At 70.4% G+C, this 23,252-nt stretch carries 19 protein-coding genes and 1 tRNA gene; 11 read left to right on the top strand and 9 right to left on the bottom strand.

Going from position 1 to position 23,252, the window contains the following annotated elements; translation table 11 throughout:
* Nucleotides 1-295 precede the first annotated feature (295 nt).
* Nucleotides 296-1,567 (bottom strand): sensor histidine kinase, encoded by a 1,272-nt coding sequence (locus MTF65_RS16835; RefSeq protein ID WP_243629524.1) that lies wholly within the window; start codon nucleotides 1,565-1,567, stop codon nucleotides 296-298.
* 131 nt (nucleotides 1,568-1,698) lie between these two features.
* Between MTF65_RS16835 and MTF65_RS16840 the strand changes: the two genes are divergently transcribed.
* The 7 genes from MTF65_RS16840 (at nucleotide 1,699) to MTF65_RS16870 (ending at nucleotide 7,746) form a co-directional block, all read left to right on the top strand.
* Nucleotides 1,699-2,583: a hypothetical protein gene (locus MTF65_RS16840; RefSeq protein WP_243629525.1), complete on the top strand. Its 885-nt coding sequence runs from the start codon at nucleotides 1,699-1,701 to the stop codon at nucleotides 2,581-2,583.
* Nucleotides 2,584-2,620: 37 nt separating this feature from the next.
* Nucleotides 2,621-2,693, top strand: a tRNA-Gln gene (locus MTF65_RS16845).
* 111 nt (nucleotides 2,694-2,804) lie between these two features.
* Complete coding sequence (gene glmU, locus MTF65_RS16850) at nucleotides 2,805-4,274, top strand: bifunctional UDP-N-acetylglucosamine diphosphorylase/glucosamine-1-phosphate N-acetyltransferase GlmU (protein ID WP_243629526.1); 1,470 nt, start codon at nucleotides 2,805-2,807, stop codon at nucleotides 4,272-4,274.
* 123 nt (nucleotides 4,275-4,397) lie between these two features.
* On the top strand, nucleotides 4,398-5,375 hold the full coding sequence (locus MTF65_RS16855) for a ribose-phosphate diphosphokinase (protein ID WP_214933252.1): 978 nt from the start codon (nucleotides 4,398-4,400) through the stop codon (nucleotides 5,373-5,375).
* 195 nt (nucleotides 5,376-5,570) lie between these two features.
* Nucleotides 5,571-6,158, top strand: coding sequence for a 50S ribosomal protein L25/general stress protein Ctc (locus tag MTF65_RS16860; protein WP_243629527.1), 588 nt, complete (start codon nucleotides 5,571-5,573; stop codon nucleotides 6,156-6,158).
* A 90-nt stretch (nucleotides 6,159-6,248) separates the two neighbouring features.
* Entirely contained in the window at nucleotides 6,249-6,839 is a 591-nt protein-coding gene (pth, locus tag MTF65_RS16865) for an aminoacyl-tRNA hydrolase (RefSeq protein WP_243629528.1), read from the top strand.
* Nucleotides 6,840-7,005: 166 nt separating this feature from the next.
* A complete protein-coding gene (locus tag MTF65_RS16870; protein WP_243629529.1) occupies nucleotides 7,006-7,746 on the top strand; it encodes an LPXTG cell wall anchor domain-containing protein in 741 nt (246 codons plus the stop codon).
* Nucleotides 7,747-7,815: 69 nt separating this feature from the next.
* Here MTF65_RS16870 and MTF65_RS16875 read toward each other — a convergent pair whose 3' ends face one another.
* On the bottom strand, nucleotides 7,816-9,483 hold the full coding sequence (locus tag MTF65_RS16875; protein WP_243629530.1) for an IS1182 family transposase: 1,668 nt from the start codon (nucleotides 9,481-9,483) through the stop codon (nucleotides 7,816-7,818).
* A gap of 149 nt (nucleotides 9,484-9,632) precedes the next feature.
* The gene (ppc, locus tag MTF65_RS16880; protein ID WP_243629531.1) at nucleotides 9,633-12,383 is read right to left on the bottom strand and encodes a phosphoenolpyruvate carboxylase; all 2,751 of its coding nucleotides are present in this window, start codon (nucleotides 12,381-12,383) and stop codon (nucleotides 9,633-9,635) included.
* A 361-nt stretch (nucleotides 12,384-12,744) separates the two neighbouring features.
* On the opposite strand from ppc, the gene MTF65_RS16885 reads away from it, so the two are divergent.
* From MTF65_RS16885 to MTF65_RS16895, 3 genes are all read left to right on the top strand, one after another.
* Nucleotides 12,745-13,728, top strand: coding sequence for a fatty acid desaturase (locus MTF65_RS16885; protein ID WP_243629532.1), 984 nt, complete (start codon nucleotides 12,745-12,747; stop codon nucleotides 13,726-13,728).
* Entirely contained in the window at nucleotides 13,725-14,402 is a 678-nt protein-coding gene (locus tag MTF65_RS16890; RefSeq protein ID WP_243629533.1) for a TetR/AcrR family transcriptional regulator, read from the top strand. Before MTF65_RS16885 ends, MTF65_RS16890 begins: the two co-directional genes overlap by 4 nt.
* Nucleotides 14,403-14,656: 254 nt before the next feature.
* On the top strand, nucleotides 14,657-16,420 hold the full coding sequence (locus MTF65_RS16895; RefSeq protein WP_243629729.1) for a VCBS repeat-containing protein: 1,764 nt from the start codon (nucleotides 14,657-14,659) through the stop codon (nucleotides 16,418-16,420).
* Between the two features lie 99 nt (nucleotides 16,421-16,519).
* Here MTF65_RS16895 and MTF65_RS16900 read toward each other — a convergent pair whose 3' ends face one another.
* Both MTF65_RS16900 and MTF65_RS16905 read right to left on the bottom strand, forming a co-directional pair.
* Nucleotides 16,520-16,885, bottom strand: a complete 366-nt coding sequence (locus tag MTF65_RS16900) for a VOC family protein (RefSeq protein ID WP_243629534.1) — start codon at nucleotides 16,883-16,885, stop codon at nucleotides 16,520-16,522.
* Between the two features lie 2 nt (nucleotides 16,886-16,887).
* On the bottom strand, nucleotides 16,888-17,745 hold the full coding sequence (locus tag MTF65_RS16905) for a trans-aconitate 2-methyltransferase (protein WP_243629535.1): 858 nt from the start codon (nucleotides 17,743-17,745) through the stop codon (nucleotides 16,888-16,890).
* 159 nt (nucleotides 17,746-17,904) lie between these two features.
* Between MTF65_RS16905 and MTF65_RS16910 the strand changes: the two genes are divergently transcribed.
* Entirely contained in the window at nucleotides 17,905-18,402 is a 498-nt protein-coding gene (locus MTF65_RS16910) for a MarR family winged helix-turn-helix transcriptional regulator (protein WP_243629536.1), read from the top strand.
* On the opposite strand, the gene MTF65_RS16915 is transcribed toward MTF65_RS16910, so the two are convergent.
* The 4 genes from MTF65_RS16915 to MTF65_RS16930 form a co-directional block, all read right to left on the bottom strand.
* Nucleotides 18,361-19,125, bottom strand: a complete 765-nt coding sequence (locus tag MTF65_RS16915; RefSeq protein ID WP_243629537.1) for a response regulator transcription factor — start codon at nucleotides 19,123-19,125, stop codon at nucleotides 18,361-18,363. The genes MTF65_RS16910 and MTF65_RS16915 overlap by 42 nt on opposite strands.
* A 448-nt stretch (nucleotides 19,126-19,573) precedes the next feature.
* Complete coding sequence (gene galE / locus MTF65_RS16920; RefSeq protein WP_243629538.1) at nucleotides 19,574-20,563, bottom strand: UDP-glucose 4-epimerase GalE; 990 nt, start codon at nucleotides 20,561-20,563, stop codon at nucleotides 19,574-19,576.
* Nucleotides 20,564-20,650: 87 nt separating this feature from the next.
* Entirely contained in the window at nucleotides 20,651-21,331 is a 681-nt protein-coding gene (locus MTF65_RS16925; RefSeq protein WP_243629730.1) for a LuxR C-terminal-related transcriptional regulator, read from the bottom strand.
* Nucleotides 21,332-21,481: 150 nt separating this feature from the next.
* Nucleotides 21,482-23,251, bottom strand: coding sequence for a PQQ-binding-like beta-propeller repeat protein (locus MTF65_RS16930; RefSeq protein ID WP_243629539.1), 1,770 nt, complete (start codon nucleotides 23,249-23,251; stop codon nucleotides 21,482-21,484).
* Nucleotide 23,252 lies beyond the last annotated feature (1 nt).

The raw sequence follows: 23,252 nt of genomic DNA on the forward strand, positions 1-23,252 counted from the left end.
GGGGCTCGGGGCACCGGGGCTCGGGGCACCGGGGCTCGGGGCACCGGGGCTCGGGGCACCGGGGCTCGGGGCACCGGGGCTCGGGGCACCGGAACAAGGGAGCTGCCGGCCCACCGAACAAGGGGCTGCCGGGCCACGGGAACACCGGGCAGCCGGGCTACCGGTGCCCCGGGCACCGGGCAGGGGGCCACGGGGGCAGGGCAGGGGGCCACGGGGGCAGGGGGCCATCGGCCCGCTGGGATACCGGGCAGCCGGGGCGCGCGGCCGCCGGATCCCCGTCCGCCCCGCGGCGCGGCTAGCGGATCGGGAGGACGGCCGACACCTTGAAGCCACCCTCATCCGTCGGCCCCGACACGAACACCCCGCCCAGCCCCAGCACCCGCTCACGCATCCCGACCAGCCCGTTCCCCCCACTCGGCAGCCCCGGCTCGGCGGCCTTCCCGTCACACGGCCCGTTCTCCACCTGCATCGCCACCTCCCCCTCCCGATGCGCCAGCCGTACGACGACCCGCGCACCCGGCGCGTGCTTGTGGCAGTTGGTCAACGCCTCCTGCACCACCCGGTACGCCGTCTGCTCCACCTCCGCCGGACAACCCGCCCCGGCACCCCGCACATCCAGCTCGACCACCATCCCGGCGGCCCGCGACTGCCCGACCAACACCTCCAGCTCGCCCAGCGAAGGCCCGTCCTCGAAACCCCCCGCCAAAGCCACCGGCACCACCACCGCCGGGCCAGCGCCAGCGCCACCGGCGGCGGCCGGCTTCGGGGACTCCGCCCGCAGCACCCCCAACATCTCCCGCAACTCCGTCAGCGCCTGCCGCCCCATGTCCCCCACCAGCGCCGCATTCCGCACCGCCTTCACCGGATCCTTCGCGGCCACCGCCTGCAACGCCGCCGCGTGCACCACCATCAGCGACACCCGGTGCGCCACCACGTCGTGCATCTCCCGCGCGATCCGCGTCCGCTCCTCCGTACGCGCCCACTCGGCCCGCTCCTCCGCCCGGTCCGCCAGCAGCGACAACTCCCGCTCCAGCGAATCCGCGCGCTCCTGCAGACTCTCCATCAACCGCCGCCGCGCCCCGATGTACAGGCCGAACAGCACCGGTGGCACGGTCAGCGCCACCGCCACGAACACGGACAGCGATATCACCAGCGTCGGCTCGTCCACCGCGTCCCCACGGGTCCGCAGGTACATCACCACGAACGTCGCGGCCATCGACATCGACGCGAGCGTGGCGGTGATCCGCCGGGGCACCTCGGAGGAGGCCAGCGTGTACAGCGCGACCACCGACAGCAGGAACCCCATCTCGGCCGGCGTCACGGCGACCCCGACCAGCACCACCGCGATCGGCCAGCGCCGCCGCAGCACGAGCGCGGCCCCCACCGCGATCCCGAACAGCACCCCGACCACGGCCGGAATACCCGCCTCACGCGCGAACGGCAGTCCCTCCCACGCACACTCCAGGGCGGACACCGCCGCCAGCCCCACGTCCCCCACGGCATCCCGCCGCCGCCCCCACCACATCGGCGGCCCAGCGCGGCCTTGCTCTTCCCCCGTACTGGTCATGCCGACCAGCGTACGCAGCGCCCCCAGCACACCGTCGAGCGGAATTCCTGCAAACCAGCGGTAATCGCACGTACGACTGAATCGCCCACGGACCAAGACCTGAATCCCACATTCCGGACGACATTGGGGACATGACCGAAATCCGACGTCGCCCCGGCGACGGCACCGGCGGCCTCCGCAGCGGGGCCGCGACCTTCGAATCCCTCCGCGAGCAGGCCGTGGCCCTGCGCCGGGAGGACCTCAGCCTCCGCCAGATCCGCGACCGCCTCGGCGTCCACAACAACGACATCCTGGGCCGCCTGGTGAAGGGCGAGCCCCCACCCGAGTGGACGAAGCGCCCGAACGCGAAGGACGACCTCCGCGCCCGCGCCCGCGAGCTCCGCCTCCAGGGCCTGACGTACGACGCGATCCAGGTCGAGCTGGGCTGCTCCAAGAGCTCGATCTCCCTCTGGGTCCGCGACCTCCCGAAGCCGGAGCGGACTCATCGGCCGCCCGGCACGGACATGGTGCGAGCACAGCAGGGCCGCGCGGAGGCCTACGCACGCCGAAAGTCCGAGTACGAGGCGACACGGCGGGCGGCACAGGACGAGATCGGAGAACTCACCGACCGAGAACTCTTCCTCCTCGGCGTCGGTCTCTACTGGGCCGAGGGCGGGAAGACCAAGCCCCACCAGCCGCACCCTCAGATCAGTTTCGTGAACAGCGACGCAGGCATGATTCGCACCTTCCTCGCATGGCTGCGCCTCATGGGCGTGACGGATGACCGCCTCAGGTTCACCCTCCAGATCCACGAAACCGCTGACGTCGCGAAGGCCGAGCAGTACTGGATCGACACGGTGGGGCTCGACGCGTCCCACTTCGGGAAGACCACCCTCAAGCGACACAACCCCCGTACGAACCGGAGGAACGTGGGCGACACGTATCGAGGTTGCCTTGCGGTGCGTGTCCTGAAGGGCTCCGATTTGTACCGTCGCATTGAAGGCGCCTGGTGCGGCATAGTAGGTGCCATCGACTAGATCACCGGACAGAGATGTCCGGTTTAGTCGGATATCATCCCCCGTAGTGTAATTGGCAGCACAATAGCTTTTGGTGCTATTAGGTCCGGGTTCGAGTCCTGGCGGGGGAGCTTTCGCGAGTTCGGGTCCTGACCCCACGGGTCGGGACCCGGGCTCGTTTCCGGGGGCTGGGCCCCCGGTATCCTTCACGGGTCCACCACCCAAAGCCGAAGGGCACACCCGTGAGCGCCAACCGCCCGGCAGCCGTCGTCGTACTCGCAGCGGGTGAAGGCACCCGCATGAAGTCGGCCACCCCCAAGGTCCTGCACGAGATCTGCGGGCGGTCGCTCGTCGGACATGTCGTCGCCGCCTCGCGCGAGCTGGACCCCGCGCACCTCGTGGTCGTCGTCGGCCACGCCCGCGAGCAGGTCACCGCGCACCTCGCCGCCATCGACGCGGGCGTCCGCACCGCCGTCCAGTACGAGCAGAACGGCACCGGCCACGCCGTCCGCATGGCCCTCGAAGAGCTCGGCGGCCGGCCGACCGGCACCGTGGTCGTCGTCTGCGGCGACACCCCGCTGCTGACCGGCGAGACCCTCGCGCAGCTCACGCGGACGCACGAGGCCGACGGCAACGCCGTCACCGTGCTGACCGCCGAGGTGCCGGACTCCACCGGCTACGGCCGCATCGTCCGCGACGAGCAGACCGGCGCCGTCACCGCCATCGTCGAGCACAAGGACGCCACCGACGCCCAGCGCGCGATCCGCGAGATCAACTCCGGTGTCTTCGCCTTCGACGGCGCCCTGCTCGCCGACGCCCTCGGCAAGGTCCGTACGGACAACAGCCAGGGCGAGGAGTACCTCACGGACGTGCTCGGCATCCTGCGCGAGGCGGGTCACCGCGTCGGCGCGGCCGTCGGCGCGGACCACCGGCAGATCCTCGGAATCAACAACCGCGTGCAGCTCGCGGAGGCCCGTGCGCTGCTGAACGCGCGTCTGCTGGAGCGGGCCATGCTCGCGGGCGTGACGGTGGTGGACCCGGCCGGCACGTTCGTGGACGTGACGGTGACGTTCGGGCAGGACGCGATCGTCCACCCGGGTACGCAGCTGCTGGGCGCGACGCACATCGCCGAGGGGGCCGAGGTCGGCCCGAACACCCGGCTCAAGGACACCCGGGTCGGCGCGCGGGCGCGGGTGGACAACACGGTGGCGGACGGTGCCGTGATCGGCGAGTCGGCGAGCGTGGGTCCGTTCGCGTACCTGCGTCCGGGCACGGACCTCGGCAAGAAGTCGAAGGCCGGGGCGTACGTCGAGATGAAGAACGCGGTGGTGGGCGAGGGTACGAAGGTCCCGCACCTGTCGTACGTCGGTGACGCGACGATCGGTGAGTACACCAACATCGGCGCGGCGAGCGTGTTCGTGAACTACGACGGCGAGACCAAGCACCACACCACGGTGGGCTCTCACTGCCGGACGGGTTCGGACAACATGTTTGTGGCGCCTGTCACGATCGGGGACGGCGCCTACACGGCCGCCGGGTCCGTGATCACGAAGGATGTGCCGCCCGGTGCGCTGGCCGTGGCCCGTGGCCAGCAGCGCAATATCGAGGGTTGGGTGGCTCGTAAGCGTCCGGGAAGCGCGGCGGCGACGGCGGCTCAGTCGGCGGTCGAGGAGGACTCCGGCTCCCGTTCCGGTGGCGCCGAGGTGAACTGACCGGAAACAGGTGCGTCGGGGACGGCGTACCGTGATAGTGCACGCAATTCGGCTGGCTCACCGTGTGCGGGACGGACGCACATGGGGGCGAGCAGCTTTTCACACGTCTGAGGAGACAGTGCTGTGACCGGGATCAAGACGACCGGCGAGAAGAAGCTGATGCTCTTCTCCGGCCGCGCCCACCCCGAGCTGGCCGAGGAGGTCGCACACCAGTTGGGAGTCGGCCTCGTGCCGACCAAGGCTTTCGACTTCGCGAACGGTGAGATCTACGTCCGTTTCCAGGAGTCGGCTCGTGGCGCGGACTGCTTCCTGATCCAGAGCCACACGGCTCCGATCAATAAGTGGATCATGGAGCAGCTGATCATGATCGACGCGCTGAAGCGCGCGTCGGCACGCTCCATCACCGTGATCATCCCGTCCTACGGCTATGCCCGTCAGGACAAGAAGCACAAGGGTCGCGAGCCGATCTCGGCCCGTCTGGTGGCGGATCTGCTGAAGACGGCGGGTGCGGACCGCATTCTGACGGTGGACCTGCACACGGACCAGATCCAGGGCTTCTTCGACGGCCCGGTGGACCACCTTTCGGCTCTGCCGGTCCTCGCGGACTACGTGGGCGCGAAGGTGGACCGCAGCAAGCTGACGATCGTGTCTCCGGACGCCGGTCGTGTGCGCGTCGCGGACCGCTGGTGCGACCGTCTGGACGCGCCGCTGGCGATCGTGCACAAGCGCCGTGACAAGGACGTCGCCAACCAGGTGACCGTCCACGAGGTCGTCGGTGAGGTCAAGGGCCGCGTCTGCGTCCTGGTCGACGACATGATCGACACGGGTGGCACGATCTGCGCCGCGGCCGACGCGCTGTTCGCGCACGGCGCGGAGGACGTCATCGTGACGGCCACGCACGGCATCCTGTCCGGCCCGGCGGCCGACCGTCTGAAGAACTCCAAGGTCAGCGAGTTCATCTTCACGAACACGCTGCCGGACCCGTCGGACCTGGAGCTCGACAAGATCACGGTGCTGTCGATCGCGCCGATGGTGGCGCGTGCGGTGCGTGAGGTCTTCGAGGACGGTTCGGTCACGAGCCTGTTCGAAGAGCAGCAGTAACGAGGTCCAGCAGTAACGAGGACCACAGAAGATCCTTTTGAAGTGCGGCCTCCCCGCCGGGTAGACTTTCGAAGTTGCTCGGCGAGGGAGGCCGCACTTTCATGTGCGGACGCTCCGTTATCGACGCGCTCTTCGTAGCAGGCCGTTCCGGCCGGGTGACTTTCGTCCATTTCCGTCACCCCACGAGGAGTGAGCATGTCCGAGGTCAAGCTTTCCGCCCAGCTCCGCAACACCTTCGGTAAGGGCTCCGCCCGCCAGGCCCGTCGCGACGCCCTGGTTCCCGGTGTCATCTACGGTCACGGCCAGGACCCGAAGCACGTCAACGTCGAGGGCCACGGCCTGCAGCTGGCGCTCCGTACCCCCAACGTCCTGATCTCCCTGGACATCGCGGGCGACGGCACCGAGCTGGTCATCCCGAAGGCCGTGCAGAAGCACCCCCTGAAGCGTTCGATCTCCCACGTCGACTACCTGATCGTCAAGAAGGGCGAGAAGGTCACCGTCGACGTCGCCATCGTCACCGAGGGCGAGCTGGCCCCGGGCGGCAACATGCTGGAGACCCTCCAGAACACCATCTCCGTCGAGGCCGAGGCCACCCACATCCCGACCGAGGTCACCGTCTCCATCGCGGGCCTGGAGGCCGGCGCCACCATCCACGCCAAGGACCTGGTCCTCCCGGCGGGCACCACCCTGGCCGTCGACGGCGACATCGCCGTCCTCCAGGTCGTCGCCCCGCAGGCCGAGGAGCCGGCCGGCGAGGCCGAGGCCGAGGGCACCGAGGCCTGAGCCTCGCCCTTTCCCCTCAGCAGTTGCTGATCGACCGCCGTCCGGCTCCACTGGAGCGGGACGGCGGTCGTCCTCGTTAAGGAGCTTTTGATGTCGGACGACGCGGCGCCGTGGCTGATCGTCGGTCTCGGGAACCCGGGTGCGGAGTACGCAGGCAACCGCCACAACATCGGGTTCATGGTGGTCGATCTGCTGGCGGACCGGATGCGCGGGAAGTTCAAGGCGCACAAGGCGCGGGCGCAGGTGGTCGAGGGCCGGATGGGTCCGCCGGGTCCGGAGAACCGTCGGGTAGTGCTGGCCAAGCCGATGTCGTTCATGAATCTGTCGGGTGGTCCGGTGACGGCGTTGCGCGACTTCTACAAGGTGCCGCTGGAGCGGATCGTCGCGATCCATGACGAGCTGGACATCGATTACCCGACGCTGCGGCTGAAGTTGGGCGGCGGGGACAACGGGCACAACGGTCTGAAGTCGATGACGAAGTCGATGGGTGCGGACTATCACCGGGTGCGGTGCGGTATCGGTCGCCCGCCGGGCCGTATGCAGGTCGCGGATTTCGTGTTGAAGGACTTCTCGTCGACGGAGCGCAAGGAGCTGGACTGGTTCGTGGACCGGGCCGCCGATGCGGTGGAGTGCCTGGTCGCGGAGGGTCTGGAGCGGGCGCAGTCGGCTTACAACGGGTAGGGCCGGCGGGGGTGCACGCAATCGTTACTTCGGACATTCCGTCTGACAGGCAGTCAAGCCCGTACGAATACTGACGAGTACCTCTTGACCCGTGTGGGTGGCGTCAGCAAGCTGAGCGGCGCCACCCCCACGGCTCACTTCCCCCTCACCTGTGCCAGAGGTACTTATGCACCATTCCCGTAAGCGCTGGGCGGCGGCCGCCGTTCCGGCCGTGGCATCGCTCCTTCTCGCGGCGGGTGCTGCCCCGGCGTTCGCCGCCGACTCGTACACCGTTCCGCTGCACCAGCAGGTGCCGATCACCGCTGATTCGTTCGGCGAGCCGGGCACCTGCACGGGCATCCCGTCCACTCAGGACGGATGGCACTTCATCGCGCCGGGCGACAAGAAGGAAATCGCCTTCGTAAAGCTGACGGTGACGTTCGAGCCCGGCGGCACGAAGGAGATCACCACCTTCGGCCAGCCGAACGGCAATCACGCGTACGTGGGCTCCGCGCCCGGCGCCAAGCTGACGTCGGCCGTGGCCGAGGTCAGCGGCGGCACGCTGGAGTGGTTCAACCTGTCGCACACCTGCCCCGCGTCGGTGAAGCCGAGCGTGTCTGCGCCGGTCACGCCCTCGAAGACGCCTTCGGGTACGCCGTCGGGCAGCTCGTCCGGCAAGCCGTCCTCGACGCCGTCGCAGTCGGTCTCCCCGTCCTCCTCGGTGAAGCCGAGCGTGAGCGCCAGTGGTACGCCGTCGGTGGCGCCGAGTTCCTCGGCGACCTCCCCGGCTCCGGTGTCGGGCGGCACCGGGGGCGGTGACCTGGCGAAGACCGGGTCCGACCTGCCCGTCGGCCTGGTCTCGGCGCTGGCCGCGGCCCTGGTCGGTGCGGGTGCGCTGCTGATGGTGCGCCGCCGCCGGACCCAGTAGGGACGACAAGGCCCGTACGTGAAGAGCCCCCGCACCGGATGACCGGATGCCGTTGGTTAATTCGGGGGTCTACTTCGCCCCGTCGAGCTTCGGCTCGGCGGGGCGAAGTGCTGCGAAGTGGCTGGTGCGGGTTCGGGCCCTGCGTGTGTCGGTGAGGTGGGCGTCGAGGCGGGCGAGATTGATCGCGGCTCCGGTCAGCTGGTGCTGGAGGCTCGTCTTCGCGAGACCGCGGTAGCGGGATCTGCGCAGGCCGCAGCGCTGGGCGGCCTGGGAGATGGTGCCCTCGACTCCGGCGCGGGTCTTGTATCGCTCCTTCCAGGTGTCGGTGTCCTGGTCGGCGCGGGCCTGGCGGAGGGCTTCGTGTTCCTCGCGGGGCCGCAGGGTCAGGCGCCGGCCGACGCTGGAGGTGGTGCACTGCTCGCGGACCGGGCAGGGCCGGCAGTCCCCGCTGTTGAACCGGACCCGGATGACCGGGGTGCCGGCCTGGGAGCGGTCGGGGTTCCAGCGGGTGGTGGCCTTGCCGCCGGGGCAGGTGACCCGTTCGCCCGCCCAGTCGATGGTGAAGTCGTCGCCGGTGAAGGCGCCACCCGAGGCTGCCTGGTGGCTGATGACGGCGGCGGCCGGGCCGGTGAGCGTGATGCCGTACTGGCGGCGGGTACTGACCAGCAGATGCGCGTCGACATATCCGGCGTCGACCAGATGCTCACCGGGCAGACGGCCCGCTTCGGCGAGCTGGGCGTGCACCCTCTCGGTCATCGACATGTCGGAAACCGTCGCCACGGTGGTGGCCACGTTCGTGATCAGGTTCGGGGTGTCCGGCTCACACGTTTCGGTGAGGTGGACCTTGTATCCGTCCCACATGGTGTCCCTTTTGACGCCGACGCGTGCTTCGGTGTCATAGGGCGTGACCAGGCGTGATGCGCCTGGCGGGCGGTCTTTTGGGTCCCGGCGCCTCACCTCGCCCTCCACCAGGTGGAAGTGCTGAACCCACACCTGGCGCAGGATTTCCACCTGCTCAAGCGTCCACAGCCCTTCTGGTGCCGCAGGTGACCGGACGGCCTCAAGTAGCCGCATCCCGTCAGCCCCGATCCGCAGACCGACCTCGTCCCGCTTGGTGCGGGACTTGGGAAACCGGGAGTCCTCGGCCCTGGTCGCGTAGTGCTTGAACCAGTCCGGCTCCGCAGCCTCGCCCAGCCAGTCGGGAGCCGCCTGCGCGAGCGCGTTCAACGCTGAGCGCAGGGTCTCCGCGACCAGCTCCAGCCAGCCCAGCTCACGTGCCGCGGACTGCACGTGCGTGGAGTCGGTCCTTGCCCTGCCCGCCGTCTTGAGCAGCCCGTTCTCCTGGGCCCTGGCCAGGATGCCGTCCATCACCCGCCGCCCGGCATCCGCCTCGACCAGACGGTCCCGGAACTCCGAGAGCACCGAGAAGTCGAACCCCGGATCGCCCAGCTCCAGCGCGAGTGCGTACTTGAAGTCGATCCTGGCCCGGACCGCCTCGGCGGCCTGCCGGTCGGTGAGTCCCTCCACGAACTGCAACACCAGCACGAGCGCCAGCCGGCCCGGCGACCAGGCGGGCTTCCCCCGCGCTGGGAACAGATCCGCGAACTGACCGTCACTGAACAGGCCCCCCAGCTCGTCCCGGATCCGGATCGCCAGACTGCCCTTCGGAAAGGCTGCCCGCGCCACCCGCACTGTCTCTACCGGGACCTCACCAAGATCCCCCGGACGCATCGACACCTGCACCCTCCCCATACGACAACGTCGGTTCCCAAGACCACAACCAGGTCTTGGGAACCGACGTCACGCCAGGCCCCGAATTAACCAACGGCATCCGGATGACCGGTGCGGGGGCTCTTCGCGTACGGGCCTTGTCGTACGGGCCGGGGTCAGCCGGTGTTGCGCAGGCCCGCGGCGACGCCGTTGACGGTGAGGAGCAGGGCGCGGGCGAGGAGCGGGTCGGGGGCCTCGCCGCGGGCGGCGGCGGCGCGCTGGCGGGCGAGGAGGGAGACCTGGAGGTAGGAGATGGGGTCGAGGTAGGCGTCGCGGACGGCGAAGGTCTGCTGGAGGACGGGGTTGGAGTCGAGGAGCTTGTCGCCGCCGGTGATGCGCAGGACTTCGCGGACGGTGAGTTCGTGTTCGGCCTGGATGCGGTCGAAGACGTGCTTGAGCGCGTCGGGGACGAGGGTGTCCACGTAGTGGCGGGCGATGCGCAGGTCGGTCTTGGCGAGGGTCATCTCGACGTTGGAGAGGAAGTTGCGGAAGAAGTGCCACCGCTCTCCCATCTCGGTGAGGGCGCTTTCGCCGCCGGCTTCGCGCAGGGCCTTGAGGCCTGAGCCGACTCCGTACCAGCCGGGGACGATCTGGCGGGACTGGGTCCAGCCGAAGACCCAGGGGATGGCGCGGAGGCCGTCGAGGCCGGCGCCGGAGTCGGGGCGGCGGGAGGGCCGGGAGCCGAGGTGGAGGTCGGCGAGCTGGTCGACGGGGGTGGCGGCGAAGAAGTAGGCGGGCAGGTCGGGGTCTTCGACGAGTTCGCGGTAGGCGGAGTGGGCCGCCTCGGAGACGGTGTCCATGGCCGCGTCCCAGCGGGCGAGGTCGTCGTCGGACTGGCGGGGCGCGGTGTGCAGGGCGGAGGCCTGAAGGGTGGCCGCGACGGTCAGTTCGAGGTTTTCGCGGGCGAGGGAGGGGATGAGGTACTTGTCGGAGATGACCTCGCCCTGTTCGGTGACCTTGATCTCGCCTTCGAGGGTGCCCCAGGGCTGGGCGAGGATCGCGTCGTGGGAGGGGCCGCCGCCGCGGCCGACGGTGCCGCCGCGGCCGTGGAAGAGGCGCAGGCGGACGCCGTAGCGGTGGGCGACGTCGCGCAGGCGGCGCTGGGCGCGGTGGATTTCCCACTGGCTGGTGGTGATGCCGCCGAACTTGGAGGAGTCGGAGTAGCCGAGCATGACCTCCTGGACGTCGCCGCGCAGGGAGACGAGGCGCCGGTAGGAGGGGTCGGCGAGCATCTCGTCGAGGATGACGTCGGCGGCGCGGAGTTCGTCGGTGGTTTCCAGGAGCGGGACGATGCCGATCTTGGCCCAGCCGGTGTGGAGGTCGATGAGTCCGGCTTCGCGGGCGAGGACGGCGGCGGCGAACACGTCGTCTGCGCCCTGGCACATCGAGATGATGTACGACTCGATGACCTCGGGGCCGAACTTCTCGAAGGCGTCCTTGATCGCGGAGAAGACGCCGAGGGTCTTCTGTCCGGCGGCGTCGAGGGGTGCCGGGGTGGGGGCGAGCGGGCGGCGTGAGCGGAGTTCCTTGGCGAGGAGCTTCTGCCGGTAGTCGCGGGGCATGTCGGTGTAGCGCCAGGATTCCTCGCCGAGCCGGTCGAAGAGCTGGCCGAGGGCGTGGTGGTGGGCGTCGGCGTGTTCGCGGATGTCCATGGTGGCGAGCTGGAGGCCGAAGGCGGCGAGGGTGCGGATGGTGCGGTCCATGTGGCCGTCGGCGACGAGGCCGCAGCGGTGTGCGCGCAGGGAGGTCTGGATGAGGGTGAGGTCGGTGAGGAGCTCGGCGGTGCCGAGGTAGTCGCGGCCTTCCTCGTGGGGGGTGCCCTTGGCGAGGCGTTCGCGGGTGTTGAGCAGCTTCTGCCGGATGCAGGTGGCCTTGAGGCGGTAGGGCTCTTCGGCGTTGAGGCGCTTGTAGCGGGGGCTGATCTCGGGGAGGCCTTCGAGGTCGGCCTGGAGGGAGGCGAGGAGTTCTTCGGTGGCTCCGGTGTAGCGGATGGAGTTGGAGAGGAGTCCGCGCAGGAAGTCGACGAGTTCGAGGGCGTCGGTGATGCCGTGTTCGTGCTGGAGGATCAGTACGTCGCGGGTGACGTCGGGGGTGACGTTGGGGTTGCCGTCGCGGTCGCCGCCGATCCAGGTGCCGAAGGTGAGCGGGCGGGTGCCGGGCGGCAGTTCGATGCCGACGCGCTGGAGTTCGGCGGCGAGGTCTTCGAGTACGTCGCCGACGGCGCCGGCGTGGAGCTCGTCGAGGTAGTAGATGGCGTTGCGGGCTTCGTCGGCGGGCTCGGGGCGGACGACGCGGAGTTCGTCGGTCTGCCACACGAGGTCGATGTTCTCGGCGAGGCGCAGGTCGTGGCGGCGGCGTTCGCCGGCGCCGGCGACGGGCTCTTCGAGAAGGGCGGCGATGCGGCGCAGCTTGTTGAGGACGCTGCGGCGGGCGGCCTCGGTGGGGTGTGCGGTGAAGACGGGGCGGACGTTGAGGTTCCGGACCGTCTCGCGCAGGTGTTCGGGGTCGGCGTCCTTGAGCATGTCGGCGGTGCGGGCGAGGAGCCCGCCCTCGGCGGCGCGGTGGGCGCGCAGTTCCTTGCCGCGGTGGACCTGTTCGGTCACGTTGGCGAGGTGGAAGTAGGTGGAGAAGGCGCGCACGAGCTTGGCGGCGGTCTGCAGGTCGGTGTCGCCGAGCAGCTCGGCGGCGGCTTCGCCGTCGGTGCGGGTGAGGGCGCGGACCTGTTCGACGAGGTCGAGGAGTTCCCGGCCCTCCTGGCGTACGAGGGTTTCGCCGAGGAGGTCGCCGAGGCGGCGGATGTCGGCGCGCAGCTCCGCGTTGGGGGCGGCTGCGACGGGGGTGGTGGGGGCCTGGTCAGCACTGCTCACAGGTGCGGCTCCTTGCAGTGTTCGAGCGCTACTGGGAGGTGGGTTCCCGGGTGCGCGCGGGGGTGCCCCGGGGGTGCCCCCGCCTGACGCGCAGCTCGGGCTGCCCGTGCGGACCGCGCTGTCCGACGACAACAGGATAGGTGGCCCGTACCGGTGCCTCGGCAAACCTGGGGCCGTATCGGTCTGTCGTCTCAAGGGGTGGTTGCCGGCGGCCGCGCCGCTCCCCTTGCCGTGGGCTGGAGCTTTGCCATACTTACGATGCCGTAGGTTACGGGTCCGTAGGTCCGTGATCAGCGCCTCCCCCGGTTCTCGCGGGGAGGCACCCCCCTCAGCCGACTCCTCACCCCCCAGGGGAAGCCCCATGACGATCACCCCATCTTTGATCGAGGACGCTTCGGCGCCCTCCGACGCGTCCGAGCCGCCGTCGGCGACGCTCGGCGGCGAGAGGAAGCGGTCGATCGAGCAGATCGCCCTCCTGTTGTTCATCACGGTCCCCTTCGTGGCGCTGCTTGCGGCGGTCCCGCTGGCCTGGGGGTGGGGGGTGAGCTGGCTGGACGTGGGCCTGATGGTGTTCATGTACTTCCTGGCGTGCCACGGGATCACCATCGGCTTCCACCGTTACTTCACGCACGGGTCTTTCAAGGCGAAGCGGCCGCTGCGGATCGCGCTCGCGGTGATGGGGTCGATGGCGGTGGAGGGGCCGCTGGTGCGCTGGGTGGCGGATCACCGCAAGCACCACAAGTTCTCCGACCACGAGGGTGACCCGCATTCGCCGTGGCGGTTCGGCGAGACGGTGCCGGCGCTGATGAAGGGCCTGTGGTGGGCGCACATCGGCTGGCTGTTCGACGAGGAGCAGACCGATCAGCAGAAGTACGCGCCCGATCTGATCAAGGATCCGGCGCTGCGGCGGATCTCGCGTGACTTCGTCTTCTGGACGATCCTCTCGCTGGCGATCCCGCCGCTGGTGGGCGGCCTGGTGACGATGTCGTGGTGGGGGGCTTTCACGGCGTTCTTCTGGGGTTCCCTGGTGCGGGTGGCGCTGCTGCACCACGTGACGTGGTCGATCAACTCGATCTGTCACGCGGTGGGCAAGAGGCCGTTCAAGTCGCGTGACCGCAGTGGCAACGTGTGGTGGCTGGCGGTGCTGTCGTGCGGGGAGTCCTGGCACAACCTGCACCACGCGGATCCGACGTCGGCGCGGCACGGTGTGCTGCGCGGGCAGGTGGACTCCAGCGCGCGGCTGATCCGCTGGTTCGAACAGCTGGGGTGGGCGTCGGACGTGCGGTGGCCGTCGGAGGCCCGCATCGACGCCCGCCGCAAGGAAGAGACACCGAACGCGGCATGATGGGGGACGTGGCGATCGACGGCAGCAGTGGTTCCAGCAGCGACAAGCCCAGGCGTGGGCGCCGGGTGCGGATGACGGGCGCCGAGCGGCGTCAGCAGCTGCTGGACATCGGCCGCGCGTTGTTCGCCGAGAAGGGGTTCGAGGGCACGTCGGTGGAGGAGATCGCGGCGAAGGCCGGGGTGTCCAAGCCGGTGGTGTACGAGCACTTCGGCGGCAAGGAGGGCCTGTACGCGGTCGTCGTGGACCGGGAGATGCGCCAGCTGCTGGACGGGGTGACGGGCGCGTTGACGGCCGGGCATCCGAGGGAGCTGCTGGAGCAGGCGGCGTTCGCGCTGCTGGACTACATCGAGAGCTACACGGACGGTTTCCGGATTCTGGTGCGGGATTCCCCCGTGGCGCAGTCGACGGGTACGTTCGCCTCGCTGATCAGCGATATCGCCACGCAGGTCGAGGACATCCTGGGGATGGAGTTCAAGAACCGGGGCTTCGATCCGAAGCTGGCTCCGCTGTACGCGCAGGCGCTGGTGGGGATGGTGGCGCTGACCGGGCAGTGGTGGCTGGAAACCCGCCGTCCGAAGAAGGCGGAGGTGGCCGCGCACCTGGTGAATCTGGCCTGGCACGGGCTGGACGGCCTGGAGGCGAAACCGCAGCTGGTGGGCCGCCGCAAGAGCTGAGAGCGTGGCTGAAACGATACGGGTGCCCGGGCCGGAAGGCCCGGGCACGGTCGTGTCCGGGGAGGTCTTCTGAACGCGATCAAAATCCAGGGGTAAACCCCTACTGCCCCACCCTCCCCAGCTGTACTCTTCAGTTACTTCCCGGGGGGGTACTGGCAACCTCTGTGCAATGAGCCGCGCCTTCGCGCGCCCTGCACGAGCGCCGTCAACCCGGTTTCGCCTGCTTTTTTCAACAGGGAGACCCCTTGTCTTTCATGCGCCTCAAGCGCTCCGGCCGCATCGCGGCCTGCACCGCCACCGCCCTCGCGGCCGGCATGCTCCTGGCCGGTCCGGCGTCCGCCGACGGCGCGCCGAAGCCGACCACCGAGCTTCAGCTGCCCAAGGTCAACATGCGTGGAACGGGCGCGCTGCCGAAGGCCGCGCCCACGACCGGCACGCAGCAGAAGCAGAACCTGCAGCGCAGCGCCGATGCCCCGGCCACGGCCACGGTCGGTGCCTCCGTGAAGCCCCGCTTCGACGTGGACGGCGACGGTTCGGACGACCTGCTCTACCGCGACCTCGGCGGCGACCACTACCTGAAGAAGTCGAGCAACCCGACCGCGGCGGACGAAACGATCAACGTCCAGAAGGCCGATTACGACGAGGACTTCAAGGACCTCATCCCGGCCGGCGACCTCAACCACAACGGGTACCCGGAGCTGCTGCAGCTGTCGATCACCGGCCAGCTGTCCATGGTCGAGGTCGCAAGCACGTACCTCACGAACGGGGTGACGTGGTCCAGCCGCGGCTGGAACGCGTACAACAAGCTCATCGCCGCAGGCGACATGACCGGCGACGGCAACCCCGATCTGCTCGCCCGTACCCACGGTGGGGCGCTCTACCTGTACCCGGGCACCGGCCGGGCCGGGACCGACACCCCGTACGGCGACCGGATCCAGGTCGGCTCCGGCTGGGGCAAGTTCGACCAGATCATCGGCGGCGCCGACTACAACGCCGACGGTATCGCGGATGTGCTGGCCACCGCGCCGACCGGCGAGATGTTCTTCTACGCGGGCACGGGGAACATCAACTCCCCCTTCGCCGACGGTGTGCAGAACGGCATGGGCTGGACGATCTACAACCAGATCAGCCCGCTCGTCGACGGCGACGGCAAGACCTGGGTGCTGGCCCGCGAGCTGTCCGGCACCTCCTACCTCTACCCGAGCCTGGGCAACGGCCAGCTGGGCGACCGCCTCAAGTTCGGTACCAACTGGGAGTACACCAGCCTCCTGGCCGGCCAGGGCGCCATCGCCGCCCACGGCAAGGGCGAGGTCCTCGGCCGCAGCGGCAGCTCCCTGTACGGCTACGTCGGCAAGCAGAACGGCAACTTCGCCGACCGCTTCCTGATCGGCGAGGGCGGCGACTTCCCGTCGGAGTTCGGCCTGACCCTGACGTCCTCGATGAACAAGGAGAACGCGGGCGACCTGCTGATCACCTACAACGGCGTGCTGTACGGCCCGCAGGGTGAGATCGGCGGCGGCTGGGACATCTACAAGTCCCTGCTCGGCGTGGGCGACCTCGACAACGACGGCTACGGCGACCTGCTGGCCCTCGACAAGTCGGACGTCCTGTGGATGTACCCGAGCCAGGGCAACAGCCACAACTTCGCCAGCCGCATCCGCGTCGGCGGCGGCTGGGGCATCTACAACAAGCTCCTCGGCGCCGGTGACATCACCGGTGACGGCCGCGCGGACCTGGTGGTCCGCGGTACGGACGGCGCGCTGTGGGTCTACCCGGGCACCGGCTCCGGCACCGCTCCGCTCACCGACCGCGTGAAGATCGGCTCGGGCGGCTGGAACGGCTTCAACAAGCTCGCCGCCGTCGGTGACATCACCGGTGACGGCCGCGGCGACCTGATGGGCGTGGACTCCTCGGGCACCGCGTACCGCTACTCCCCGACCGGTCTCCAGGGCCTGAACACCTTCTCGGGCCGCGGCACCATCGGCACCGGCTGGAACACGTACGGCCAGCTCTTCTAAGGGCTCCCGCTCCACCGCTCCACCGCTCCACCGCACCACGCGACGGCGCCCCGTCACCGGACTTCCGGTGGCGGGGCGCCGTCGTATGGTGCCGCCCGGTCAGCCGGTCACGGGCTCAAGGAACTCCAGCCGGTTGCCGACCGGGTCCTCGGAGTAGAACCGCCGGTGTCCCGGCAGGTTGTCGTCCCAGACGACCTTGGCTCCGCGCTCCTCCAGCGTGCGCGCGTACTCCTCGATGCCGGTCACCCGCAGTCCGGGATGGGCCTTGCGCGCGGGCCGGAACCCCTCCTCCACGCCCAGGTGCAGCCGTACCGGCCCGGCCTCGAACCAGCAGCCGCCGCGGGCGGCCAGTACGGGAGGTTTGGAGACCTCCGTCATCCCCAGGACGTCTCTGTAGTACGCGCGCAGCAGTTCCTCCGATCCGGGCGGCGCGGTGAGCTGTACGTGGTCCACGGCGGCGAGCATGCTCAGGACTCCCTTCGGGCGACGGCGAAGATCCGGCGGAACGGGAAGACCGTGCCGCGGGGCCCCTGCGGGTAGGCCGCGCGCAGCAGTTCGCGGTATTCGCCGAGGAAGGCGTCCGCGGCGGCCCGGTCGTCCCCGAGGGCGGTGAGTACCGGGCGCAGGGCGGTGCCCTTGACCCATTCGAGTACCGGGTCGGGTCCGGCGAGGAGCTGGTGGTACGTGGTCTCCCAGATGTCGGAGGCGCAGCCGAGTTCGGTGAACCGGGCGAGGTACTCGGCGGGTTCGAGCAGGTGGATGTAGCGGGCGCCGTGGCCGGCGAGCCGGCCGCGCCAGCGCGGGGTGTCGCAGAGTTCGGCGAGCAGGGCGTGGCTGGGTGCGCCGAAGTTGCCGGGGATCTGGAAGGCGAAGGTCCCGCCGGGGCGCAGGGCGTTGATCCAGGCGGCGAAGGAGCCGGGGTGGCTGGGGACCCATTGGAGGGCGGCGTTGGAGATGATCAGGTCGTAGGGCTCCTCGGGGAGCCAGCTGCCGATGTCCGCGGGGCGGAAGTCGAGGCTGCCGCCGCCGGGGGTGGGGCCGGCGTACTCCTCGGTGGCCCGGTGGAGCATCTCCGGGGAGAGGTCGTAGCCGGTGATGCGGGCCTGGGGCCAGCGGTCGGCGAGGAGGGCCGTGACATTGCCGGGGCCGCAGCCGAGGTCGGCGATCCGCGGGGCCCGGGTGGGGAGTTCCGGTATGCGGGTGAGCAGGTCGAGGAAGGGGCGTGTGCGGTGTCCGGCGTGCCGGAGGTACTGCTGCGGGTCCCAGGTGGGTGCGGCGGGCGCGGTGGACGTGGGGATCCTGGCCGAGGCGATATCGGAATGCATGTTCGAGCCTCCCTACTGGCGGGGCGGTGGAAGCGGAAGCCGTTCCGGCCCCTCCATGCCCCATGCTCGCTCAAATTATCTCTTGACGTCAAGATTCTCGTGATCGAGAAGATCGATATGAAGAGACTTCATATCGACAGACCCCTTACACTGATCGGCATGGAGGACGAGGTCGACCGACTGGTCGCGGCATGGCGGCGGGAGCGCCCTGACCTCGACGTGGAACCGCTGGAGGTGCTCAGCCGCGTCAGCAGGCTCGCGCGCCACCTCGACCGCGCCCGCAGACTGGCCTTCGCCGAGCACGGCCTGGAGCCCTGGGAGTTCGACGTCCTGACCTCCCTGCGGCGGGCCGGCGCGCCCTACCAGCTCTCCCCCGGCCAGTTGCTCACCCAGACCCTCGTCACCTCCGGCACCATGACCAACCGCATCGACCGGCTCGCCAAGAAGGGCCTCGTCGAACGGCTGCCCGATCCCAACGACCGGCGCGGGGTCCTGGTCCGCCTCACCCCCGAGGGGCGCGACCGTGCCGACCAGTCCCTCGCCGGACTGCTGGCCCAGGAGCGGGCGATCCTCGGCCGGCTCTCCCAGGGCCAGCGCGGTGACCTCGCCGGGCTGCTACGCCGGCTGACCGCTCCGTTCGACAACGTCCCCGGCTAGTTCGGCGGGCCGTACGCCGGCCCGCCGGGCCAGCGCCACGGCGGCGAGCGTCGAGTGCACGCCGAGCTTGCCCAGCACGTTCTGCATGTGGGTGCGCACGGTGTGCGGGGACAGGAACAGCCGGGCCGCCACGTCCTTGCGGCCCAGTCCCGCCACCATGCAGCGCAGCACCTCGTGTTCGCGCGGGGTGAGCGACTCCACCAGCCGTTCGCTGTCGGTGCGGTGCTTGCGCGCCGCCGTGAGCTCGCGCAGCACCCCGGTCAGCAGGGCGGGCGGCAGGTGCGTCTCCTCCCGCAGGACGCCCCGGATCACCGTGAGCAGCCGTGACAGCGAGGAGTCCTTGGCGACCCAGCCCGAGGCCCCCGCCTGTAGTGCGACGGCAGCCCGGCGCGGGTCGTCGCGCTCGGCCAGGACGACGGTGCGGACCCCGGGGTGGGTCACCCGTACCCCGGCGACCAGGGCGATCCCGTCCGAGCCGGGCGGTGGCCCGGAGCCCGGTACGCGCTGGGCGGGCACGCCCCCGGCGGCGGCGCCGAGATCGGCGTCCACGAGCAGGACGTCGAAGCGGCGGCCCTCGGCCCCCGCGCGTTCGAGGCAGCGCAGGGCGGCGGGGCCGCTGCCGGCCGCGGACACGTCCACGTCCGGCTCGGCCGCGAGCGCGGCTGCGAGCGATTCGGCGAAGATGCGGTGATCGTCGACCACGAGAACCCGGATACGAACCACAAAACCCCCAAGGGTCGGGGAACGGACGACGTCGGGTACGGCGCCCGGACCAGGTGATCCGCAGGCGCCGCGGCCGCCGCCGAGACATCTCTGCACTACCCGGACCGGACGCCGTACCCGACGTGTCTCGACCCCTGAATCAACACCGGCCCCCACCGGTGTCACGCATCAGCGTAGGGCCGGGCGCGTGTCACGGTTGGCCGAATAGCAGAAGTTTTCCTCGCGATTTTCGGGAACGGGCGCCCGAAATCTGCTTTGCGCTGGCTTGAATTCGCCGGTCACGCGGGTCTGGACGGCGGTTCGCGGCCCGGCGTGTGCCGCGGGCAGTTGCGCGGAGGGGAATTCACCCGGCGCGTACACGCCGGGCGCCCGCGCACAGCGCCCGCAGAGGGCGTACGCCAAAAATCGCGCGCCCCCCGCAGGATGCGAGGGGCGCGTGCCGGGGGAGTCAGGAAGGCTGCCTGCGCGCGAAGTTCCAGGCGTCGGTGACGATGGTGGTGAGGTCCGAGCGGGTCGGGGTCCAGCCGAGCTTCTCGTGGGCCGTGCGGGCGGAGGCCACCAGCACCGCCGGGTCTCCGGCGCGGCGCGGGGCGACGATCTCCGGGACCTCCCGGCCGGTGACCTTGCGGACGGTCTCGATGACCTCGCGGACCGAGAAGCCGCTGCCATTGCCGAGGTTGCACACCAGGTGCTCGCCGGGCGCCGCGACCCGCAGGGCGGCCAGGTGGGCCTCCGCCAGGTCGGCGACGTGGATGTAGTCGCGCACGCAGGTGCCGTCCGGGGTCGGGTAGTCCTCGCCGAACACCGAGATGGACTCCCGCTGCCCCAGGGCGACCTGGAGGACCAGCGGGATCAGGTGGGTCTCCGGGTCGTGCCGCTCCCCGAACTCCCCGTACGCGCCCGCCACGTTGAAGTAGCGCAGCGAGACCGCCGCGAGGCCGTGGGCCGCGCACTCCCCCGCGATCATGTGGTCCACGGCCAGCTTCGAGGCCCCGTACGGATTGCTCGGCGCGGTCACCGAGGTCTCGGTCAGCGGGCCGTCCGACGGCTCCCCGTACGTGGCGGCGGTGGAGGAGAACACCAGCGTGCGCACGCCGGCCTCGCGCATCGCGGTCAGCAGGGCCAGCGTGCCGCCGACGTTGTTGTCCCAGTACTTGCCGGGGTTGGCCACGGACTCGCCGACCTGTGAGGAGGCCGCGAAGTGCAGCACCGCGTCGTAGGAGGCGTCCAGGTACTCGGCGGCGTCCTGGACCCGGCCCTGGATGAAGGCCGCGCCCCGCGGGAGACCGGCGCGGAAGCCGGTGGCGAGGTCGTCCACGATCACGACCTCGTGGCCCGCCTCCAGGAGGTGGGCCGCGACGACGCTGCCCACGTATCCGGCGCCGCCGGTCACCAAGTACTTATAAGTCCGCGCTTTTAGAGTGCGGGTATTGCTCACTCGCCTACTGCCTCTCGCGGGGGAACGCACACGGCAATCGCGTGTGCAGGGACTGGCATACCGGATTCCGCCCCGCCGGGGAAACCGTCAGGGCGCCGGTGTGGCCGAACCCGCCCGGTCCAGCAGGCCCGTCCGGGCGGCCAGCGCGGCCGCCTCCAGCCTCGATCCCACGCCCAGCTTCATCAGCACCCGCTGGACGTGCGTACGGGCGGTGCTCGGCGCGATGGCCATGCCGGCGGCGATGAGCCGGGTGTCCTCGCCCTCGGCGACCCGGACCAATACCTCCACCTCGCGCGGGGTGAGCATGCGCAGCAGTCGGCTGCCCTCGTCGTCGGGCTGCGCGGCGGGGTTGAGGAGCTCCGCGAAGGCCCCCTGCAACAGCTGCGGGGCGATGGCTACTTCGCCCGCCCGCGCCTTGGCCAGCGCCCGTTCCACGCCCTCGATGCGCTCGTCGTGGCGGACGTACCCCGAGGCTCCGGCGGCGAAGGCGGCCGCGATCCCGCGCGGGCTGGGCACCGGGCCCAGGACCACGACGGCGATCTGCGGGCGCTCCCGCTTGATCCTGACGACGGGTTCGAAGACCCCGGGCTCGGCCGGGGTCGCGGTGCCGAAGAGGCAGACCTCCGGGGCGCGGCTGATGACCAGTTCGGCGGCGCCCGCCGCCGGGGCCGCCGCCGCGAGCACGCGGTGCCCGCGCAGCTTCAGGGCCGAGGCGAGCGCCTCGGCCAGCAGCCGGTGCTCGTCGACCACCATGACCCGTACGCCCATTGAGGCACCCACCCCCGACCCTTCTGACCCGGCAAGCTACACGCTTGTTCGACGTCGCGCGGGGGATACCGCGCAGAAGCCCCCGGAAGGGAGGACCTTCCGGGGGCTCGTGTGCCGTCTTCTGCTGGTGCCGTCTCTCCTGTACGGGGGTCAGCTCGCGGTGAAGGAGACGAAGTGGTAGTCCGGGTCGCTGGCGGCCGAGGTCGGCTTGCGGGCGTACCTCTGGGCCAGGAACAGCTTGCCGTTGTGGTAGCGGAACTCGGCGTGGTCGATCAGGAAGCTGGTCTCGGCGCGCTGGCTGGCCTTGTCCGCCGGGTTCTCCATGAGGACCGTTTCCTTCATCGTCTTGCCGTCGATGCTGACGACCTGGCCGCCCTTGTCGTATGGGGGCACCTTGTAGGCGATGACGTTCGACCCGTCCATGCGCAGCGGGTAGATGGTGTACCGCTCGCCGGCGTCCGCGCGGTCGGTGGTCTGCTTGCCGGTCTCCAGGTCGAAGGAGAGCAGCTCGTTGGTCCGGCCGTAGGAGGCCGATCCCTGGTGCTCGTACGAGGGCAGGTAGACCTTGCCGTTGCCGACCACCATGCTGGTGCACTTCTCGACGTCGTTGGCGGGGCAGTCGGGCGCGAAGTTGCCCGAGGAGAGCCCGATGCGCGCCTTGAGCTGGCCCGCGTCGTCGAGGACGAAGAGGTCGCTGACGTTGGTGGCGTTCTTGGCGGTGTTGCCGACGTTGGCCGCGATGACCACCGGCTTCGTGGAGATGATGCCGGCGTAGGGGATGCCCGGGGACAGCTTGTACGAGTACTTCGGCGCGCCCGTGGTCGCGTCGAGGAGCTGCGCGTACAGGGTCGGTTCGGAGGCGCGGCCGCAGGAGCGCATCACGGCGAGGGCGTCGCCGCCCGCGTAGCCGACGTCTTTGCAGCCCTCGTTGTCGACCTTGGGGGTCCACAGGGGCTTGCCGTCGGTGAGGGTCCAGGCGGCGCCGCCGTCGAGGCCGCCGGCGGCGACGGTCTGGCCGCTGATGGTCACCTCGTCGAACTTGACGGGCTTGTCGCCGCCGGTGGAGGACTTGGCGGTCGCGGACCAGAGGAGCTTGCCGCTCTCCAGGTCGATGACGCCGACCTGGGTGCACGCCGGGTACTTCTTCGCCGCCGAGGGCAGGGCCTCGTCGAAGAGGATGGCCGACTTGTTGTCGCTGATGTGCTTGGTCGCACCGCAGACGTGGGCGGGGAGGGCGGTCTCCCACTTCTTGCCGCCGTCCACCAGGTTGTAGCCGACGACCTTCGCCACGTCGGACTTGACGTAGGTGGAGTCCGTGAGCCAGGAGCCCTCGACGGTGACCTGCTCCTCCGGCGTCGGGGAGGGGAGGTTGAGGAGCGTCTTCGACTTGGGGTTGGAGGGCACCTTCTCGGTGCCGCCGGGGGCGGCCGGCTCCTTGTCCTTGCCGTCGGGCTTGCCGCTCGGGCCGTCGGTCGCGGTGGTGTTCGTGCCGCCGCCGTTGTCAGAGGTGTACCAGAAGCCGCCGCCGACGATGAGGACGATGGCGAGCAGCGCCGCCCCGACGATCATCAGCTGGGTGCGCTTGTCGCCGCCGCCCGCGGCCGGGGCCTGGGGTGCGGGCACGGGCATGCCGGGCGAGCTGGGCGCGCTGAACGGCGCCGGGGTGCCGGGCTGCTGCGGGTAGCCGTACCCGGGGTCGCCGGTCTGCGGGTAGCCGTAGGCGGGCTGGGCGGACGGCGGCGCGGCCGGCGGCGTCGGCGGGGCGGCGGGCGGGGCCGGCGGGGCCGGGGGCTGATGCGGGGGCGCTGGCGGTACGGGCGGCATCGGGGCTCCGAAGCCGCCGGGAGGGACGTCCTGCGGGGCTCCGAAGCCGCCGGCGGGCGGCTGGCCGGGGGGCGGCGGGGTGTTGGGGGTACTCATT

Origin of the sequence: Streptomyces sp. APSN-46.1, from assembly GCF_022815725.1 — a bacterium.
GTDB lineage: Bacteria > Actinomycetota > Actinomycetes > Streptomycetales > Streptomycetaceae > Streptomyces.

Coding starts and splice junctions, on each gene's coding strand:
- MTF65_RS16860 (WP_243629527.1), top strand. CDS start 5,571: ATGTCCGAGGTCAAGCTTTCCGCCCAGCTCCGCAACACCTTCGGTAAG.
- MTF65_RS16885 (WP_243629532.1), top strand. CDS start 12,745: ATGACGATCACCCCATCTTTGATCGAGGACGCTTCGGCGCCCTCCGAC.
- MTF65_RS16895 (WP_243629729.1), top strand. CDS start 14,657: ATGCGCCTCAAGCGCTCCGGCCGCATCGCGGCCTGCACCGCCACCGCC.
- pth (WP_243629528.1), top strand. CDS start 6,249: ATGTCGGACGACGCGGCGCCGTGGCTGATCGTCGGTCTCGGGAACCCG.
- MTF65_RS16900 (WP_243629534.1), bottom strand. CDS start 16,885: ATGCTCGCCGCCGTGGACCACGTACAGCTCACCGCGCCGCCCGGATCG.
- MTF65_RS16840 (WP_243629525.1), top strand. CDS start 1,699: ATGACCGAAATCCGACGTCGCCCCGGCGACGGCACCGGCGGCCTCCGC.
- MTF65_RS16905 (WP_243629535.1), bottom strand. CDS start 17,745: ATGCATTCCGATATCGCCTCGGCCAGGATCCCCACGTCCACCGCGCCC.
- MTF65_RS16925 (WP_243629730.1), bottom strand. CDS start 21,331: ATGGGCGTACGGGTCATGGTGGTCGACGAGCACCGGCTGCTGGCCGAG.
- MTF65_RS16890 (WP_243629533.1), top strand. CDS start 13,725: ATGATGGGGGACGTGGCGATCGACGGCAGCAGTGGTTCCAGCAGCGAC.
- MTF65_RS16910 (WP_243629536.1), top strand. CDS start 17,905: ATGGAGGACGAGGTCGACCGACTGGTCGCGGCATGGCGGCGGGAGCGC.
- MTF65_RS16870 (WP_243629529.1), top strand. CDS start 7,006: ATGCACCATTCCCGTAAGCGCTGGGCGGCGGCCGCCGTTCCGGCCGTG.
- MTF65_RS16930 (WP_243629539.1), bottom strand. CDS start 23,251: ATGAGTACCCCCAACACCCCGCCGCCCCCCGGCCAGCCGCCCGCCGGC.
- MTF65_RS16835 (WP_243629524.1), bottom strand. CDS start 1,567: ATGACCAGTACGGGGGAAGAGCAAGGCCGCGCTGGGCCGCCGATGTGG.